Source organism: Xanthobacter sp. DMC12 (assembly GCF_056314105.1).
Window position 1 is genome coordinate 352474 of the sequence record NZ_JBQUYZ010000005.1, and the last position, 18578, is coordinate 371051.

Annotated in this window: 16 protein-coding genes; 12 read left to right on the forward strand and 4 right to left on the reverse strand. The window is 67.3% G+C overall.

From position 1 onward, the window contains the following. The first annotated feature begins 316 nt into the window (after window positions 1–316). Window positions 317–880: a GcrA family cell cycle regulator gene (locus tag ACT535_RS19490; RefSeq protein ID WP_476329860.1), complete on the forward strand. Its 564-nt coding sequence runs from the start codon at window positions 317–319 to the stop codon at window positions 878–880. Window positions 881–1170: 290 nt separating this feature from the next. Here ACT535_RS19490 and hisS read toward each other — a convergent pair whose 3' ends face one another. Then, window positions 1171–2700: a histidine--tRNA ligase gene (gene hisS / locus ACT535_RS19495; RefSeq protein ID WP_476365756.1), complete on the reverse strand. Its 1530-nt coding sequence runs from the start codon at window positions 2698–2700 to the stop codon at window positions 1171–1173. Between the two features lie 274 nt (window positions 2701–2974). Between hisS and ybaL the strand changes: the two genes are divergently transcribed. From ybaL to serA, 9 genes are all read left to right on the forward strand, one after another. Continuing rightward, complete coding sequence (gene ybaL / locus ACT535_RS19500) at window positions 2975–4819, forward strand: YbaL family putative K(+) efflux transporter (RefSeq protein WP_476365684.1); 1845 nt, start codon at window positions 2975–2977, stop codon at window positions 4817–4819. Window positions 4820–4950: 131 nt separating this feature from the next. Continuing rightward, entirely contained in the window at window positions 4951–5859 is a 909-nt protein-coding gene (locus ACT535_RS19505; protein ID WP_476365757.1) for a metal ABC transporter substrate-binding protein, read from the forward strand. After that, window positions 5856–6752 carry a manganese/iron ABC transporter ATP-binding protein gene (locus tag ACT535_RS19510; RefSeq protein WP_476365685.1) on the forward strand — a complete coding sequence of 299 codons (897 nt, stop codon included), beginning with the start codon at window positions 5856–5858 and terminating at the stop codon, window positions 6750–6752. Before ACT535_RS19505 ends, ACT535_RS19510 begins: the two co-directional genes overlap by 4 nt. A 271-nt stretch (window positions 6753–7023) precedes the next feature. Continuing rightward, on the forward strand, window positions 7024–7896 hold the full coding sequence (locus ACT535_RS19515) for a metal ABC transporter permease (protein WP_476365686.1): 873 nt from the start codon (window positions 7024–7026) through the stop codon (window positions 7894–7896). After that, a complete protein-coding gene (locus ACT535_RS19520) occupies window positions 7893–8729 on the forward strand; it encodes a metal ABC transporter permease (RefSeq protein WP_476365687.1) in 837 nt (278 codons plus the stop codon). Before ACT535_RS19515 ends, ACT535_RS19520 begins: the two co-directional genes overlap by 4 nt. Further along, window positions 8726–9067, forward strand: a complete 342-nt coding sequence (locus ACT535_RS19525) for a DUF6968 family protein (protein WP_476365688.1) — start codon at window positions 8726–8728, stop codon at window positions 9065–9067. The genes ACT535_RS19520 and ACT535_RS19525 overlap by 4 nt, the downstream gene beginning before the upstream one ends. A gap of 603 nt (window positions 9068–9670) precedes the next feature. After that, window positions 9671–10024, forward strand: a complete 354-nt coding sequence (locus ACT535_RS19530; protein ID WP_168457377.1) for a DUF6968 family protein — start codon at window positions 9671–9673, stop codon at window positions 10022–10024. A 106-nt stretch (window positions 10025–10130) separates the two neighbouring features. After that, on the forward strand, window positions 10131–11306 hold the full coding sequence (locus ACT535_RS19535; RefSeq protein ID WP_476365689.1) for a phosphoserine transaminase: 1176 nt from the start codon (window positions 10131–10133) through the stop codon (window positions 11304–11306). Between the two features lie 346 nt (window positions 11307–11652). Beyond that, window positions 11653–13239, forward strand: a complete 1587-nt coding sequence (gene serA / locus ACT535_RS19540) for a phosphoglycerate dehydrogenase (protein WP_476329883.1) — start codon at window positions 11653–11655, stop codon at window positions 13237–13239. Between the two features lie 73 nt (window positions 13240–13312). Here serA and ACT535_RS19545 read toward each other — a convergent pair whose 3' ends face one another. Together ACT535_RS19545 and ACT535_RS19550 are read right to left on the reverse strand one after the other, a co-directional pair. After that, the gene (locus tag ACT535_RS19545; protein WP_168457374.1) at window positions 13313–14305 is read right to left on the reverse strand and encodes a TerC family protein; all 993 of its coding nucleotides are present in this window, start codon (window positions 14303–14305) and stop codon (window positions 13313–13315) included. Between the two features lie 269 nt (window positions 14306–14574). Beyond that, window positions 14575–14808: an HP1242/YdcH family protein gene (locus tag ACT535_RS19550; RefSeq protein ID WP_168457373.1), complete on the reverse strand. Its 234-nt coding sequence runs from the start codon at window positions 14806–14808 to the stop codon at window positions 14575–14577. A 98-nt stretch (window positions 14809–14906) separates the two neighbouring features. On the opposite strand from ACT535_RS19550, the gene ACT535_RS19555 reads away from it, so the two are divergent. Continuing rightward, the gene (locus tag ACT535_RS19555; RefSeq protein ID WP_168457372.1) at window positions 14907–15827 is read left to right on the forward strand and encodes a hydrogen peroxide-inducible genes activator; all 921 of its coding nucleotides are present in this window, start codon (window positions 14907–14909) and stop codon (window positions 15825–15827) included. Between the two features lie 136 nt (window positions 15828–15963). On the opposite strand, the gene ACT535_RS19560 is transcribed toward ACT535_RS19555, so the two are convergent. Next, window positions 15964–17478: a methyl-accepting chemotaxis protein gene (locus ACT535_RS19560; RefSeq protein WP_476365690.1), complete on the reverse strand. Its 1515-nt coding sequence runs from the start codon at window positions 17476–17478 to the stop codon at window positions 15964–15966. Window positions 17479–17860: 382 nt separating this feature from the next. On the opposite strand from ACT535_RS19560, the gene ACT535_RS19565 reads away from it, so the two are divergent. Further along, a complete protein-coding gene (locus ACT535_RS19565; RefSeq protein ID WP_476329896.1) occupies window positions 17861–18577 on the forward strand; it encodes a L,D-transpeptidase in 717 nt (238 codons plus the stop codon). Window position 18578 lies beyond the last annotated feature (1 nt).

Genomic DNA, 18578 nt, shown 5'->3' on the forward strand with positions numbered 1-18578 from the left:
AAACGCCTCGGCACCCCTTGCCGACTCTGTTGCGAGGACCGGCCATATTGTAGGTTCTGGATCGTCAGCCACGAGATGTCGTGCGCAGGGCATCAGGAACCCACTTCCAGGAACCGTTATCCGGGTCCATCCGGGCGCTTTGCCGCGCTCGGGAACGGGGAGGGAGTCCGCCTTGCGAAGTCACGGCCCGGGACGCGCCCGAACGGCGTGCTTTCAGATGGCTGGATGCGGCGCCGAGCGTTTCCGGCGCCCGCGGCGTTCTTGAAATGCTGCCGGTTGAAATGCGGCGAGTAGATGCGGCGAATGGAGAAGAGCGATGAGCTGGAATGACGAGCGCGTCGAACTCTTGAAGAAGCTCTGGAGCGAAGGCCTCTCCGCGAGCCAGATCGCGACCGAGCTTGGCGAGGTGACGCGCAATGCCGTCATCGGCAAGGTGCATCGCCTCGGCCTGTCCGGCCGGGCGAAGGCCGCCCCCGCCCCGGCGCGCCCCCGCGCCGGTGGAACGGCGCCGGCCAAGGCGGGTCCCATGGGCGGCCCGATGGGCACGCCCGCCGGGCGCCCCGACAATCAGGCGCGGCCCCAGCGGCCGACCACCATCGGCAACACCGCCCTCGCGGCCGATCTGGACGAGGCACCGGAAGAGGCACCGGCGCCCGCCCCCGTCATGAGCGACAACGTGGTGCCCATGACCCAGGGCTGCACCATCATGCAGCTCACCGAGAGCACCTGCCGCTGGCCGCTGGGCGAGCCCGGCACCGAAAGCTTCCACTTCTGCGGCGGCAAGGCCAATCCGGGCATGCCCTATTGCCAGACCCACGCCCGCATCGCCTACCAGCCGGTGCAGGACCGCCGCCGCGACCGCCGCCTCGCCTATCTCTGAGGCGGGACGCGATCAGGAAGAAAAAGGGCCGGTCTCCGGATGGAGGCCGGCCCTTCCTGTTTCAGGGGTGGGGAGTCACCCCCCGGCTCGTCCGGGGGGTCCACGCTTCCACCGTCTCGCTTCAAGGATGGATGCGCCGGCCTCTCGTCCCGGTGGATGCCCCGGACAAGCCGGGGCATGACGGCTCTGGAACGACGGGTTCCGATGTGATCGGGCGTCCATCACGCCATTGAAAAAGGGCCGGTCTCCGAGCGGAGACCGGCCCTTTTCTTTTCAGTCTGCGGAAGCGTTCAGTCGTCCAGCCCCAGCGAGGGCGCGGCGCGGCGTTCCAGCACGTCGCGGATGGCGGCGACCATTTCGCTCTCCTTCACCGCGAACTGGGCGGGGCGGGCGGCGCGATATTCCGCATTGTCGGCGATGCCGGCGGCGATCTTCGCGCCTTCCACCAGATCCTTGATCTGGACCTCGCCGGCGTCCTTCTCGTTGGAACCCTGGATGATGACGGCCGGGGCGCCGCGGCGGTCGGCGTATTTCATCTGCGCCTTCATGCCGGCGCCGCCGAGATACATCTCGGCGCGGATGCCGTTGGACCGCAGCTCGGACACCATCTTCATGTAGTCGGCGATGCGCGCCGGCTCCTTGTCCATGGCCAGCACCACAACCGGGCCGACCTCCGCGTCCGCATCCATCTTGCCGAGGAAGGCGAGGGCCGCGAGCAGGCGGGAGACGCCGATGGAAAAGCCGGTGGCCGGCACCTTCTCGCCGCGGAAACGGGCGACGAGGCCGTCATAACGCCCGCCGCCGGCCACCGAGCCGAAGCGCACGGGGCGGCCGGTCTCGTCGGTGATCTCGAAGGTCAGCTCGGCCTCGTAGACGGGACCGGTGTAATATTCGAGGCCGCGCACCACGCTGGGGTCGATCTTCACCCGGTCCTGATAGCCGCCGGCCGCGAGCAGGGTGCGGATGTCGTTCAATTCCGCCATGCCTTCCTGGAAGGCGGCATTGCCGGCGAGGGCGGCGGCGAGCTGCACATCGTCCAGTTCCACCTCGACGCCCACGTCGGTGGCGCGCACGCCCTTGCCGGTGAGCATGGCGAGCACGACGGCGGCCTGACGCTCATCAAGGCCCGCGCCCTTGGTGAAGTCGCCGCTCTCGTCCTTGCGACCGGGACCGAGCAGGAGGGCGACGCCCTCGGCGCCGAACTTGTCGAACTTGTCGATGGCGCGCAGCACGGTGAGGCGGCGGCCGGCATTCTCATCGCCGCCGAGGCCGATGGCCTCCATCACGCCGTCGAGCACCTTGCGGTTGTTCACCTTCACCACATAGGAGCCGCGCGGAATGCCCACTGCCTCCAGCGTGTCGGCGGCCATCATGCAGATCTCGGCATCCGCCGCGACGGAGGGCGCGCCCACCGTGTCGGCGTCGAACTGCATGAACTGGCGGAAGCGGCCGGGGCCGGGCTTCTCGTTGCGGAAGACGTAGCCGGCCCGGTAGGAGCGGTAGGGCTTGGGCAGCTGCTCGAAATGCTCGGCCACGTAGCGCGCCAGCGGTGCGGTGAGGTCGTAGCGCAGGGAGAGCCACTGCTCGTCGTCGTCCTGGAAGGAGAAGACGCCCTCGTTGGGCCGGTCGAGGTCGGGCAGGAACTTGCCGAGCGCATCGGTATATTCGATGGCCGGGGTCTCCAGCGCCTCGAAGCCGTAGAGCGCATAGACGGCGCGGATCTTCTCCAGCATGGCGCGGGTGGCGGAAAGCTCCGCGCCGGTGCGATCGACGAGGCCGCGCGGGAGCCGCGCCTTCGGCTTGAATTCTTTGGCCATGATGCTTCGATGCTTCGGGACGTGGCGTCCCGCCCGGTAATGCAAGGTTCGGGGCGTCTTAGAGGACGGGACCGGTGACGGCAAGGTCGCGGACCCGGACCGGCCGGGCACCCGGCAAAAACATGCCGTAAAGGCACCTGTGCCATGACAGCGCCGTCTTCCGCGCGCATGATGGCAAACGGGTAGCGGCATCCGCCGGCTTCACCCTCATCCCAGACCTGCCGTCATGCTGCGCCTTTATGCGTGGGGCGGCGCCATTGCAGCATGGAGGACACGCTTGCCCCACGACACGCCGCTCATTGCGACCCTCGTCGGGGCCTTCGTCCTCGCCTTCGTGCTCGGTGCCATCGCGCAGCGTCTCAAGCTGTCGCCGCTGGTGGGCTATCTCCTCGCCGGCGTGCTGGCCGGCCCCTTCACCCCCGGCTTCGTGGCCGACGAGCATCTGGCGCTGGAGCTGGCCGAGATCGGCGTGATCCTGCTCATGTTCGGCGTCGGCCTGCATTTTTCCCTGTCCGACCTGCTGTCGGTAAAGGCCATCGCCATTCCCGGCGCGGTGGTGCAGATCGCGGCGGCGACTGTGATGGGCATGGGCCTCGCCTGGGCTCTGGGATGGAATCTCGGCGCCGGCCTCGTCTTCGGCATCGCCTTGTCGGTCGCCTCCACCGTCGTGCTTTTGCGCGCCCTGCAGGAGCGGCGCATGGTGGAGAGCGAGCAGGGGCGCATCGCGGTGGGCTGGCTCATCGTCGAGGACCTCGCCATGGTCCTCGCTCTCGTGCTCCTGCCGGCGCTGTCCGGCGCGCTCGGCGGACGGACGGTCACCACCGGCACCATCGACTGGCTGGGCCTCGGCGGCGACGTGTGGACCACCCTCGGCATCACACTGGTGAAGGTCGCCGGCTTCGTGGTGCTGATGCTGGTGGTGGGCCGCCGCGTCATCCCCTGGGTGATGCACTGGGTGGCGCACATCGGCTCGCGCGAGCTGTTCCGCCTGGCGGTGCTGGCCATCGCGCTGGGCGTGGCGTTCGGCTCGGCCAAGCTGTTCGGCGTGTCGTTCGCGCTCGGCGCCTTCTTCGCCGGCATGGTGCTGAGCGAGAGCCCCCTCTCCCACCGCGCCGCCGAGGAGACGCTCCCCCTGCGCGACGCCTTCGCCGTGCTGTTCTTCGTCTCGGTGGGCATGCTGGTGGACCCCTCCATCGTGGTGAAGAGCCCGGTGCCCCTGCTGGTGACGGTGCTGATCGTGCTGTTCGGCAAGTCGCTCGCCGCCTTCCTCATCGTGCGGGCGTTCGGCTACGGCAATTCCACCGCCTTCACCATCTCCGCCTCGCTGGCGCAGATCGGCGAATTCTCCTTCATCCTCGTGGCGCTGGGCGTGGACCTGCAATTGCTGCCGGCGGAGGGGCGCGACCTGATCCTCGCGGCGGCGATCATCTCCATCCTCGCCAACCCGTTCTTCTTCCTGGTGCTGGACCGCTACCGCGCCCGCCACGCGCCGCTGCGGCCGGAAAAAGCCGCTGCGCCTGCTCCCGCCCCCAAGCCCGTCCCGGCGCTGCCGGAGACGGCGCTCGCCAACCACACGGTGCTGGTCGGCTACGGCCGGGTGGGCCGCCTCGTCGCCGACGGATTGAAGGCGGCCGGCACGCCCTTCCTCGTCATCGAGGACCAGGGCGACCGGCTGGAGGAGCTGAAGCGCCTGGGCCTCGAGGCGGTGAATGCCAACGCCGCCTCGGCTCCGGCCATCGCGGCGGCCAACGTCGCCGGCGCCCGGCGCATCATCCTCGCCATCCCGGACGGCTTCGAGGCCAGCAACGTTCTGAAGAAGGCGCGCCAGCTCAATCCCGGCATCGAGATCGTGGCCCGCGCCCATTCCGATGCCGAGGTGGAGCACCTGCGGCAGAGCGGAGCCGACTTCATCATCATGGGTGAGCGGGAGGTGGCGCGCGGCATGCTGGCGCATGTGCTGGAGACCTCCCAGAACGACATCGCCGCCGCGGCCGCCGCGGAGCAGGCGGTGGAAGGCGGCAACCGGGCCGTGCCCGCGGTTTCCATCGGCGCGGCGCCCTCGGCCGAAGCTGCGCCGGGCCTTGCGGAGCCGGCTGCTGCGGCGCAAAAAGAGACGCTGTAGCTCGACCTTTATTGCGAATAAGTTGCAATTGCAGGAAGGGTGCGGTAGTTTTTGCGAATTGATCGCAACAAAGGCGGCCGCACCCGTCACGACCGCCGGACCGGAGCATTCCCGTGCCCGACGCTTTCGTCCTGTCCCGCCGACATTTTCCGGCGCTTCTCCTCGCCGCCGCGGCGGCGCTGCTCGCCCCCCTCCCAGCCCGCGCGGCCGCGCCGTTCAAGGTGGTCACCACCTTCACCGTCATCGCCGACATGGCGAAGAACGTGGCGGGCGACGCCGCGCAGGTGGAGAGCATCACCAAGCCGGGCGCCGAGATCCATAATTACCAGCCCACCCCCGGCGACCTCATCAAGGCGCAGGGCGCGAACCTGATCCTGTGGAACGGGCTGAACCTGGAACTGTGGTTCGAGAAATTCTTCTCGCGCCTCAAGAATGTGCCGAGCGTGGTGGTGTCGAAGGGCGTCGAGCCCATGGGCATCACCGAGGGCCCCTACAGCGGCAAGCCCAACCCCCACGCCTGGATGTCGCCCTCCGCCGCGCTGATCTACGTGGACAACATCCGCGACGCGCTGGTGAAGTATGATCCGGCCAACGCCGCGACCTACACGGCCAATGCCGCCGCCTACAAGGCGAAGATCACCGCCGCCATCGACCCCATCCGCGCGGAGCTGGAGAAGGTGCCGGCGGAGCAGCGCTGGCTCGTGACCAGCGAAGGCGCCTTCTCCTATCTCGCCCGCGACTTCGGGCTGAAGGCGCTCTATCTCTGGCCCATCAACGCCGACCAGCAGGGCACGCCCCAGCAAGTGCGCCGCGTGGTGGACCTGATGAAGAAGGACCACATCCCCGTCATCTTCTCGGAAAGCACCATCTCCGCCGAGCCGGCCAAGCAGGTGGCGCGGGAGACGGGCGCGCGCTACGGCGGCGTGCTCTATGTGGATTCCCTCTCCGACCCCTCCGGCCCGGTGCCCACCTATCTCGACCTGCTCAAGGTGACGAGCGGCACCATCGCGGCCGGCCTAACAGGGAAGGCGGCCCAATGAACGCGCCCCTCTCCCGCCAGTCCCTCGCGGAAGCCGGCGCCGGCATTCTCGTCGAGCACGTCACCGTCACCTATCGCAACGGCCACACGGCCCTGCGCGATGCGAGCTTCGCCATTCCCACCGGCACCATCACCGCGCTGGTCGGGGTGAACGGCTCCGGCAAGTCCACCTTGTTCAAGACCATCATGGGCTTCCTCAAGGCCGCGCGGGGCGAGGTGCGCATCCTCGGCCTGAGCGTCCCTGAGGCGCTGAAGCGCAACGTGGTCGCCTATGTGCCGCAGGCCGAGGAGGTGGACTGGACCTTCCCCGTCCTCGTCGAAGACGTGGTGATGATGGGCCGCTACGGCCACATGAATTTCCTGCGCATGCCCAGCGCCGCCGACCGCGCGGCGGTGGAGGCGGCCCTCTCCCGCGTCAACATGCTGGATTTCCGCAAGCGCCAGATTGGCGAGCTCTCCGGCGGACAGCGCAAGCGCGTGTTCCTCGCCCGCGCTCTGGCGCAGGACGCCCGCGTGATCCTGCTCGACGAGCCCTTCACCGGCGTCGACGTGAAGACCGAGGACGCCATCATCGCCCTTCTGCGCGCCCTGCGCGACGAGGGGCGGGTCATGCTGGTCTCCACCCACAATCTCGGCTCGGTGCCGGAATTCTGCGACCGCACCGTGCTGGTGAAGGGCACCGTGCTCGCCTACGGCCTGACCTCCGAGGTCTTCACGCAAGCGAATCTTGAGAAGGCCTTCGGCGGCGTGCTGCGCCATTTCGTGCTGGACGAGAGCCACGCGACGACGCCCGGCACGCTGGGCGTGCTCACCGACGACGAGCGCCCCCTCGTCCTCTACAAGGACCGCCCCGCCCAGAGCGGCACGGCGGGATCATCCGAGGGGATCGGGTGATGGCGACCGGAACCGCCCTCGCGCCCCGGCCAAGCGACAGCACAGCTGGAGCGCTGAGCCGGGGCCCAGCGCAAGACTCCTGCGCAGCAGCCCCCATCAAGCGGTCTCCGAAGCACGGCGCATTCGCCAGGGCGACCGTCATCCCCCGGCTTGTCCGGGGGATCCACCGGGCAGCACCAAGGGTGCCCGAAAACCGCGTGCGGTCCAACGGATGGGTGGATCCCCCGGACAAGCCGGGGGATGACAGCTCTGGGGAAAGGCGCGCCTGACCATGACCCCCACCCTCTCCCTCCTCCTCGAACCCTTCTCCTATTCCTACATGGTCAACGCCATGTGGGTGTCCGCGCTGGTGGGTGCGGTGTGCGCCTTCCTCTCGGCCTTCCTCATGCTCAAGGGCTGGTCGCTGATCGGCGATGCCCTGTCCCACTCCATCGTGCCGGGCGTGGCGGGCGCCTACATGCTGGGGCTGCCCTTCTCGGTGGGCGCCTTCTTCGCCGGGGCGCTGGCGGCGGGGGCGATGCTGTTCCTTCAGGAGCGGACCAAGCTGAAGGAGGATGCCGTCATCGGCCTCATCTTCACCTCCTTCTTCGGGCTCGGCCTGTTCATGGTCTCGCTCTCGCCCACCTCGGTGAACGTGCAGACCATCGTGCTCGGCAACATCCTCGCCATCTCGCCCGGCGATACGTTGCAGCTCGCCATCATCGGCTTCGTCTCCCTCGCGCTGCTGCTCGTGTTCTGGAAGGACCTGATGGTGACCTTCTTCGACGAGAGCCACGCCCGCTCCATCGGCCTGAAACCCACCGCGCTCAAGGTGATGTTCTTCACTTTGCTCGCCGCCTCGACGGTGGCGGCGTTGCAGACGGTGGGCGCCTTCCTCGTCATCGCCATGGTGGTTACGCCGGGCGCCACCGCCTATCTCCTCACCGACCGCTTCCCCCGCCTCATCGCCTTGTCCGTCGCCATCGGCGCGACCACCTGCTTCGTCGGCGCCTATGCCTCCTATTTCCTCGATGGGGCGACGGGCGGGATCATCGTGGTGCTGCAGACGCTGATCTTCCTCCTCGCCTTCGTCTTCGCCCCCAAGCACGGCGTGCTGGCGGCGCGGCGGCAGGCGGCCGAGGCGTTAAAGGAGGGCGCGGCATGAGCCTTTTCGCCCCCTTCCAGTTCGATTTCATGCAGACCGCCCTCGTCATCGCCGCGCTGGTGGCGGTACCCATGGCGCTGCTTTCCTGCTTCCTGGTGCTGAAGGGCTGGTCGCTGATGGGGGATGCCGTCTCCCACGCGGTGCTGCCGGGCGTGGTGCTGGCCTACATGGCCGGCCTGCCGCTGGCCTTCGGCGCCTTCGTGGCGGGCATGATCTGCGCGCTCGGCACCGGCTATCTCAAGGCCAACAGCCGGGTGAAGGAAGACACTGTCATGGGCGTGGTCTTCTCCGGCATGTTCGGGCTGGGGCTGGTGCTCTACACCAAGATCCAGACCGACGTGCACCTCGACCACATCCTCTTCGGCGACATGCTGGGCGTGAGCTGGGGCGACATCGCCGAGAGCGCGATCATCGCCGGCCTCGTGACCCTGGTGCTGCTCGCCAAATGGCGCGATCTGCTGCTGAACGCCTTCGATCCTGCGCAGGCGAAGGCGGTGGGGCTTCACACCGGCCTGTTGCATTACGGCCTCTTGGTGATGCTCTCGCTGACCATCGTCGCGGCGCTGAAAGCCGTGGGCATCATCCTCGCCGTGGCGCTGCTCATCGCGCCGGGGGCCATCGCGTTTCTCGTGACGAAGCGCTTCGGCTGGATGCTGGTGACGGCGGTTCTGGTGGCCGTCTCCTGCTCGCTCGCCGGGGTCTACCTCTCCTTCTTCCTCGACTCGGCCCCCGCGCCGACCATCGTGCTGCTGATGACGGGCGTGTTCATCGCAGCGTTCCTGGGCGTGCGGGTGAAGGCGCGGCGGGTGGAGGCGGCGGAGGGCGCGTCATGATGATCGCGGAACGGGTGCTGATGCTCACGCAGGACGGCACCGAGGTCCCCGTCCCCGTCCGCATCTTCGCGCCGGTGGAAGGTACTGTGGACTGGAGCTGCCGCGCCGAGATTCACTGGCCGGAGGGACTCGCGGTGAGCACCACCTACGGCCTTGATGCCGTACAGGCGCTCCATCTCACCCTGCAGGCGATCGGCTCCCGCCTCTACATGAGCGACGCCCACAAGGAAGGCTGGTTGCGCTGGGGCGAGCCCCGCTCAGGCTATGGCTTCCCCATCATCAAGATGCTGCGGCACGAGCTGATCGGCGATGATGCGCGGTTTGATGGGAATGATTGAGGGCGGCCCTCCGCCAGCCTCGAAAGCGCACCGGCTCTCCTCGTGCCGCTGATGATGGGCGCGTTCATCGCGTCGTTTGTGGGGACGGGGGAACGCGCGGCAGGTAGACGGGGAGCACACTGCATTAGGGAGCATTGGTAGCTGGGGATTGATAATAGGTAAAAAATCCTATACAGTCGGATCCGACTTGGTTGGGGGATCCCTCAATGGCCCGAGACGTTGATATAGAATTACTTCGCTTGCGGTCGGATTTGAGTTGGCTGCGCTTAAAGTGGCGAATAGCTCGGATTGCTTTATCGGAAAAGGAATTTGATCCTAATCAACCTCGTGTGCCTGCTGGCAACCCGGATGGGGGTCGCTGGACGGGATCGGGTTCAACAGCCGGCGCTTCAAGTGAAACCCCGCCCAAGGCGCGTACAATGCCTGGCCGCCTAACCGCGGCAAGCAAACAACGCCTTTCCGACTGCGAATTCCAATTTCACCTCGATTCACTCCGTTGCAGCAAGGTAAAAATGGAATCATGCTGGAGTCAGGCGATGGTCAGAAAGGTAGTATGCGACAGAGGACATCCAATTCCACCTCTTTATTATTAGGATTAATGAAATGATCATCGCCCAGAGAAAACTAATTGCCCGCGTCGATAATAAAGAAAATGAAGTTATTATTAATATTTTTTTACCTGAGAAAAATGATGGCGTTTGGGGGTGCAATATAGAAATAAATTGGCCGGATGGTCCATATAAATCAATTACATATGGCAGCGACTCAGCTCAAGCTCTTGATCTCGCATTTCAGAACGTTGGATCATTACTATATTTTAGCGATTATCACAATTCTGGAGTTTTGAGATGGGGAGACAGCTATAAGGGATATGGTTTTCCCGTGCCCAAGAATGCGCGCGACCTTCTGTTCGGGGACGATGCGCGTTTCTATGGGCTCGATGACGCCGTGAGCTGAAAAGAGGGAGCCCTCATCACCCTTGACGCCCCATCCCCTCAGGCGTAACCCCATCTGCGGGACACCTCCCCCCAACGGGAGGCGCCCATCTGTAAGGATGGATTACATGACGACGAATCCTGCTCCGGCCACGCGTCCGGAGAACCCCAATTTTTCCTCCGGCCCCTGCGCCAAGCGTCCCGGCTGGACGCTGGAAGGCCTTTCCGACGCTCCCCTCGGCCGCTCGCACCGCGCCAAGGTCGGCAAGGTGAAGCTGAAGGAAGCCATCGACCTCACCCGTGAGGTGCTGGAAGTCCCGGCCGACTACCGCATCGGCATCGTCCCCGCTTCCGATACCGGCGCCGTGGAAATGGTGCTGTGGTCCGTGCTCGGCGCGCGCCCGGTGGACATGCTGGCCTGGGAAAGCTTCGGCGAGGGCTGGGTGACGGATGTCGTCAAGCAGCTCAAGCTCACCGATGCCCGCGCGCTGACCGCCCCCTATGGCGAGCTGCCGGACCTCAAGAGCGTCGATTTCACCCACGACGTGGTCTTCACCTGGAACGGCACCACCTCCGGCGTCATGGTGCCGGACGCGGACTGGATTCCGGCTGATCGCGAGGGCCTGACCATCTGCGACGCCACCTCGGCGGCGTTCGCGCAGAAGCTCGATTTCGCCAAGCTCGATGTGGTCACCTTCTCCTGGCAGAAGGTGCTCGGCGGCGAGGCGGCCCACGGCATGCTCATCCTCTCCCCCCGCGCGGTGGCGCGGCTGGAGAGCTACAAGCCGGCGTGGCCCCTGCCCAAGATCTTCCGCATGACCAAGGGCGGCAAGCTCATCGAAGGCATCTTCGAGGGCGAGACCATCAACACCCCGTCCATGCTGTGCGTCGAGGACTATCTCGATGCGCTCAAGTGGTCGAAGAACATCGGCGGCCTCTCGGCGCTGCAGGAGCGGTCCAACCGCAACTTCGAGGCCATCGCCCAGTGGGTGCACCGCACCCCGTGGGTGGACTTCCTCGCCATCGATCCGGTGACGCGCTCCAACACCTCGGTGTGCCTGAAGGTGGTGGATGCGGACGTGACCGCGCTTCCCGCCGACGCGCAGGCCGCCTTCGCCAAGGCCATCGCCTCCGGCCTCGAGAAGGGCGGCATCGCCTACGACATCGGCGCCTATCGCGACGCCCCTCCCGGCCTGCGCATCTGGTGCGGCGCCACCGTCGAGCGTGCCGACGTGGAAGCCCTGACCCACTGGCTCGACTGGGCCTTCACCGAGGCGAAGTCCGCGCTGCCCAAGGCGGCGTGATTTAAGCTGGGTAAGACCGGGCAAGCGGTTCGGCTGGGAGCACTGCGTCCCCTCTCCCCTTGCGGGAGAGGGCTAGGGTGAGGGGTAAAAACCTCACCATTCGCGCTGCCTCTGGCCCCCCGAGCCCCCTCACCCCCAGCCCCTCTCCCGTCCGAACTCGGCTGTTGTCGAGTTCGGTTCGTGAAGGTCGAACTCGGCAACAGCCGAGTTCGAGGGGAGAGGGGAGAGCCCCAGGTGGCGCACGATCCCATTTCACCTCCCCCGCAAGCGGGCGAGGTCCACGCCGGTGACGCGCGAACGACCGCGCATGCCCGGCCCATCCCATTCGCGAAACGGAGCCCATCCCATGGCACCCCGCGTTCTCATCTCCGACAAGCTCTCCCCCGCCGCCATCCAGATCTTCAAGGACCGCGGCGTGGAGGTGGATTTCCAGCCGGACCTCGGCAAGGACAAGGACAAGCTCGCCGAGATCATCGGCAATTATGACGGCCTCGCCATCCGCTCGGCCACCAAGGTGACGCCGAAGATCCTGGAGAAGGCCAACCGCCTCAAGGTCATCGGCCGCGCCGGCATCGGCGTCGACAATGTCGACCTGCCGGCCGCGACCGCCAAGGGCGTGATCGTGATGAACACGCCGTTCGGCAATTCCATCACCACCGCCGAGCACGCGATTGCGATGATGTTCGCCCTCGCCCGCGAGATCCCGGCGGCGGATGCCTCCACCCAGGCCGGCAAGTGGGAGAAGAACCGCTTCATGGGCGTCGAGGTCACGGGCAAGACCCTCGGCATCATCGGCTGCGGCAACATCGGCTCCATCGTCGCCGAGCGCGGCGTGGGCTTGCGGATGAAGGTCATCGCCTTCGACCCCTTCCTCTCGCCCGAGCGCGCCCTCGACCTCGGCGTGGAGAAGGTGGAGCTGGACGACCTCCTCGCCCGCGCCGATTTCATCACCCTGCACACGCCCCTCACCGAGAAGACCAAGAATATCCTCTCGGCCGAGAATCTCGCCAAGACGAAGAAGGGCGTGCGCATCATCAACTGCGCCCGCGGCGGGCTGGTGGATGAGGAGGCGCTGCGCGCGGCGCTCGATTCCAAGCATGTGGCCGGAGCGGCCTTCGACGTGTTCACCGTCGAGCCGGCGGAGACCAACCCGCTGTTCGGCCATCCCAACGTGGTGTGCACGCCCCACCTCGGCGCCGCCACCACCGAGGCGCAGGAGAATGTCGCGCTGCAGGTCGCCGAGCAGATGAGCGATTATCTCCTGACCGGCGCCATCTCCAATGCGGTGAACTTCCCCTCCATCACCGCGGAAGAGGCGCCGAAGCTCAAGCCCTTCATCGAGCTTTCCGAAAAGCTGGGCTCCTTCGCCGGCCAGCTCACCGACACGGACATCAAGACCGTGCGCATCATCTATGAGGGCGCGGTGGCGGACCTGAAGGTGAAGGCGCTGACCTCCGCCGCCGTGGCCGGCCTGCTGCGCCCGGCGCTGGCCGACATCAACGTCGTCTCCGCCCCCTCGGTGGCCAAGGAGCGCGGCGTGGTGATCGAGGAGACCACCCGCGCCGCCACCGGCGATTACGAAAGCCTCATCACCGTGACGGTGGTGACGGACAAGTTCGAGCGCTCGGTCTCCGGCACGGTGTTCGCGGACGGGCATCCGCGCATCGTCAACATCAAGGGCATCAAGGTGGATGCCGAGTTCGCTCCCGCCATGGTCTATGTGACCAACGAGGACAAGCCCGGCTTCATCGGCCGCTTCGCTGGCCTGCTCGGTGACGCGGGCATCAACATCGCCACCTTCGCCCTCGGCCGCGACCATGCGGGCGGCGATGCCATCGCGCTGGTGGCGGTGGACGGCGCGGTGCCGCCCGAGCTGCTGGCCAAGGTGCAGGCCCTGCCGCAGGTGAAGGCGGCCAAAGCCCTCGCGTTCTGAGGCTCTCGCCTTCTGATCTGACAAAAGAAGAAGCCCCGTCCGGCCGGACGGGGCTTTTTCGTTTTCAGGCGGATCAGGCCGCGTGCTTCACGTCCGTCCCACCGCCGGTGCGCCAGAGCGAGAAGAGGATGCCGGCGGCGATCATGGCCACCGTGACGCCCAGCGAGATGGCCGGGTCCACCTTGCCGAAGAAATGGCTCCAGAAGATCTTGCCGCCGATGAAGACGAGCACGCCGGCCAGCGCATACTTCAGGTGCGAGAAGCGGTGGACCATCGCCGCCAGAGCGAAGTAGAGGGCACGCAAGCCGAGGATGGCCATGATGTTGGCGGTGAACACGATGTAGGTGTCCGTGGTGATGGCGAAGATGGCCGGCACCGAATCCACCGCGAACACGAAGTCCGCGATATTGATCACCACCAGGGCGAGGAAGAGCGGCGTCGCCCACAGCACGGCCTTGCCGGTCACCGGATGGGGCTGGCGCACGAAGAAGCGCTCGCCGTGCAGCTCGGGCGTCACCCGCATGCGCTTGGTGAGGAAGCGCAGCGCGGCGTTCTGCGAGATGTCCGCCTCGCCTTCGCTGGCGAACAGCATCTTGATGCCGGTGACGACGAGGAACGCGCCGAACAGCAGCAGCACCCAGTCATAGGACTGCACCAGCGCCGCGCCCACGCCGATCATCAGCCCGCGCAGCACCAGCACGGCGATGATGCCCCACACCAGCGCCCGGTATTGATAGGCGCGCGGAATGGCGAAGTAGCTGAAGATCAGCGAGATGACGAAGACGTTGTCGATGGAGAGCGCCTTCTCGATGGCGTAGCCGGTGAAGTATTGCATGCCGGCCTGCGGCCCCATGGAGGCCCAGATCCAGCCGCCGAACACGGCCGCCACGGCGATATAGAAGACGGAGAGCCTGAGGCTTTCGGCGATGCCGATTTCCCGCGAGTCGCGGTGCAGCACGCCGAGGTCGAAGGCAAGCAGCGCGAAGACGATGGCGAGGAAGCCAAGCCAGAGCCAGAGCGGCTTGCCGGCGACGTCGAGGAAGAGAAGAGCGATCAGCTGGTCCATGGGTCGGTCCTTAGGGGCCTGCGCCATTAGCGGCCGCCCGCGGAACGCGGGGCGCCGGGCCGCAGGCCGGATGGGAGGACCGACATGGCGGGCTTGGGGGCACGGACCCGGCCTGCCCCGGGCAGCTGGGACAGGCCGGGCCGCATCCGCGTCCGTCAGAGGGGCCCGGACCTCGGGTGTTGAGGGAAGGGGTCCGGGCGCCAAGGGCGCACGGGAGTTAAGCGCGCGGGGCTATGCGCGCGGGAACTACGCGCACGAAGCTGTGCCGCTTATCGCGCCGGCCTCAGGGAGACCTCCGCCCACCTCTTGCGGCGCACCACCACGACGCGGGCCATGTCGGCCCCCTCCCGGCGCAGATATTCGATCTGATCGCGCAGGCGGAGCTTCATCTTCTTCAGCGCCAGCACGCGGGTGCGGTCGGGCTCGGGCCGCGTCTGCTCGGCGGAGATCTCCGCCTCGATCAGGCTGTGGCGCGTCGTCAGCGATTTCATGAACTGGTCCACGACAACCTCCTTTCGATGACCAGAGGATGGGGCCGGACGCTTGATAGCTCCAATCCATAGTTGCTATATTGGTAATAGTCCTGGACTATGGAACGACAATGCCCTTCCGGCCGCGCCATCGCCAGCTCGAATATGTGGTCGCCCTTGCCGAGACCGGGCATTTCGGCGCGGCGGCCAAGCGCTGCCATGTCTCGCAGCCGACGCTCTCGGTGCAGGTCGCCCTGCTGGAGGAGCAGCTCGGCACGCCGCTGTTCGACCGCACGCGCGGCCGGGTCATCCCCACCGCCATCGGCGAGCGGGTCATCGCTTCGGCCCGCGCCGTGTTGCAGGCGCTGGACGATATCGTCGCCACCGCCGCCACCGGTGCCGACAATCTCGGCGGGCTCATCCGGCTCGGCGTCGCGCCCACCTTCGGGCCCTATTTCCTGCCCCACCTGCTGCCGGTGCTGCACCGGCGTTATCCGGGGCTGCAGATCTACATTCGCGAGGAACGCCCCTCGGTGATCGAGCGGGAAGTGACCGCCGGCAATCTCGATTGCGGCCTCGGCCCGCAGCCCCTGTCGGGCTCCGTCCTCACGTTCCGGCGCCTGTGCCGGGAAGCCATCTATCTGGGCGCGGCCAAGGACCACCGCCTCGGCGAAGGCGAGAGCGTGGAGATCGGCCAGCTCAAGGGCGAGCGGCTGCTGACGCTCGGGCGCGGCCATCAGTTGTTCGAGAGCGCGCGGGCGCTCGCGGCCGCGTCCGGCGCGCAGGTGCGGGAGGATTACGAGGGCACGAGCCTCGATGCCCTGCGCCAGATGGTCATCATGGGCATGGGCCTGTCCCTCTTCCCGGAGCTTTACGCCCGCTCGGAGTTCCGTGTGCAGGACCACATCGCCCTGCTCAAGGTGGAGGGCTGGCCGGCGACGCGGGACATGGGATTCTTTTGGCGCGCGGGCAACAACCGGGCCGCCCATTTCGACCAGTTGGCGCGCGAGAGCGAGGGCACCTGCCGGGAGCTGGGTCTCGAACCCGGCTGACGGTGCGTCCCGGAATGGCGTGCGGCCCGCCCGGGGGAAGCGGGCGGGCCGTCACCCCTCGCCCGGGCGGGGACGGGGCGAGGCGGGCGCACGGCGGGCGAAGTCCGTGCATCCGTTTTCTGGAATGGGGGCCGGATCAGCGGCGCAGGAGAGCGGCGACCTCGCGGCGCAGGCGGTCGGCATAGCTCGCCACCTGATCGGCGATGGTGCGCACCCCGACCGCGGCGCGGCGGATGTCGGAGGCGGCGCGGGACACGCCGTCGATGCTGTCCGAGACCGAGCGCGAGGTGGACGATTGCTGCGCCATGGCCGCCGACAGCTCCACGAACAGGTCCCCCAGGTTCGCAATGCTCTGGGTGATGTCGGACACCGCCTCGGTGGCGACGCTGCCGTCCTGCTGCACCTGCTCCACCTGGTGGCGGATGTCCTGTGTCGCCTTGGCGGTCTGGAGCGCCAGGGCCTTCACCTCCTGCGCCACCACCGCGAATCCCTTGCCGGCCTCGCCCACCCGCGCCGCCTCGATGGTGGCGTTGAGGGCGAGGAGGTTGGTCTGGGCGGCAATCTTCTCGATCAGGGTGGTCACGTTGCCGATGCGGCCGACGCTGGTGGCGAGGCTCTCCACCAGTTCGTTGGTGCGGGCGGCGCGGCGGGTCGCCTCCTGCGACATGGTGCTGGCGCGCTCGATCTGGTGAGAGATGCCGCTGAACGAGGCGGACATCTCCTGTGCCGCCGACGATACGGCGGTGGCCATGTCCTCGGTGCGCTCGGTGAGCTGGAGCAGCTCGGCGGAGGCCGACTGGCTGGTCTCGGAGGTGCGGGACATGTCTTCCCCGACCTCGGTCACGCCCTCGGCGGTGGCAACGGCGGTGGTTATCACGTCCCAGGTAAGCATGGGGCCGTCATAGCTGCCGTCGGCCTTGAGAATGGCCGAGACGCGCAGGTCCAGCGTCTCCGGGCCGACGCGGATGCGGGCGTTGTGCGGCAGGTTGGCGGGATCGGCGAGAAGCCGACGCTGGTGATCGGGGTGCTTGTGGAACACGTCGATGGACGTGCCCAGCATCTGGTCCGCCTTGACGCGCAGATGGGATTCGATGCGCCGCAGGGTCTCGATGCTGGTGCGGTTCACATAGTCGATGACCAGCGTCTCGCGATCGCAGGTCATGATGTTCACCGGCATGTTCTCCATCATCTGCTGGAGCCGCTGGGTGCGGGCCTCCAGCGCGGCGTGCGCGGTGTCGTTGCGCAGCGTGACCATCACGTGGGCTATCACGCCGTGGCGGTCGCGAAGCGCGGAGAGCGTCAGGGCCAGCGTCTCGCCGGCCACCGCGAGGCGCGTCTCGTGGGGCAGGAAGCCGGGCTCGGCGATGCGCCGTCCGAGATCGGCCAGGGCGGGATGAAGCTGCCCGAGGGGCAAACCGGGCAGGGCCGCCGGCGACGCGGCGAGGCCCGCAGCGACGGTGTTCAGGATGTCGGCGGCGGCCGCGTTGGCCTGGACCACGGCGAGGCTGCGTCCCTCGCAGAGCAGAACGCCGCACGGCAGCGCCGCCATGAACTGGGCTGCCATGCCGGTCGCCAGCGCGCCGAACTCTCCTGCTGCGTCCCGTCCGGGCTGCACGGGTTCGGGGCGGGTCCGTAGCGCGCTTGCCGTCATGCTTCTCGTCCTGTCGTGAGCGGCGATCACCGACCGCCGCTGCCGCGCACCCTGTGCAGCGCGCCGTCCTCCATCAGCTATGCGGCGAGGCTTGCTTGAAGCTGGGACGGCGCAACCGGCGGCCCGCCGCGGAGGGTCTTCACGTTTGTGCGATGCACATGGCGCCGCGGGTGTGGCCCATGCGCCACCCTGCGAAGGCCGGAAGATGCTAGATCAGGACATGGCTGGGCGGCCCCGCCCAAGGTTGGGTTCCAACTTCCGGGCGTTAACCTTAACGCCACCTTATCCGGCTTCAATGCACTGGCGCGCAGACAGGAAACTGAAGCGCGGCGTCGTGCGTTGTGTGCGTCGTAGGGTCTCGCATCGTCTGAGTGGTCCAAGCATGCCTTCGTTTCTGCCCCGGTTGTTCCCGAAGGTCCTGGCCAAGGCTTCCCGCGCCGCGGCCGAAATGGTGAAGGGGGAGGACGCGCCCGTGCTCGGCCGCCGCCTGTTCGTGCTGGGCGCGCCGCTGGCGCTGGCCGCGTGCGTCACCAATCCGCCGCCCGCCCCGCTCAGCCGCGCCGGCATGATGTACGGCCCGGTGGACGGCGAGCCCTTCCCGGTGGACGCGGTGGACCTCTCCGAGGTGGACCCCAAGTGGCTGCGGCAGGAGGTTCCGGCCCCCGCCGGCTACGCCCCCGGCACCATCGTGGTCGATATCAACGAGCGCTTCCTCTACCTCATCGGCCGCAACGGCACGGCGATCCGCTACGGCGTGGGCGTCGGCAAGCAGGGCTATTCGTTCAAGGGCTGGGCCACCATCAAGCGCAAGGAGAAGTGGCCCCACTGGACGCCCACCGCCAACATGGTGCGCCTCCAGCCGGCGCGCTACGGACCGTACCAGTCCGGCCTGCCGGGCGGCGAGACCAACCCGCTCGGCCCGCGTGCGCTCTATCTCTATGACGGCGACCGCGACACCATGTTCCGCATCCACGGCACCATCGAGCCGTGGAGCATCGGGCAGCAGGTGTCCTCGGGCTGCATCCGCCTGCTCAACCAGGACATCATCGACCTTTACGAGCGCGTCCCGCTCGGCACCCGGGTCTATGTGAAGGGCTGAG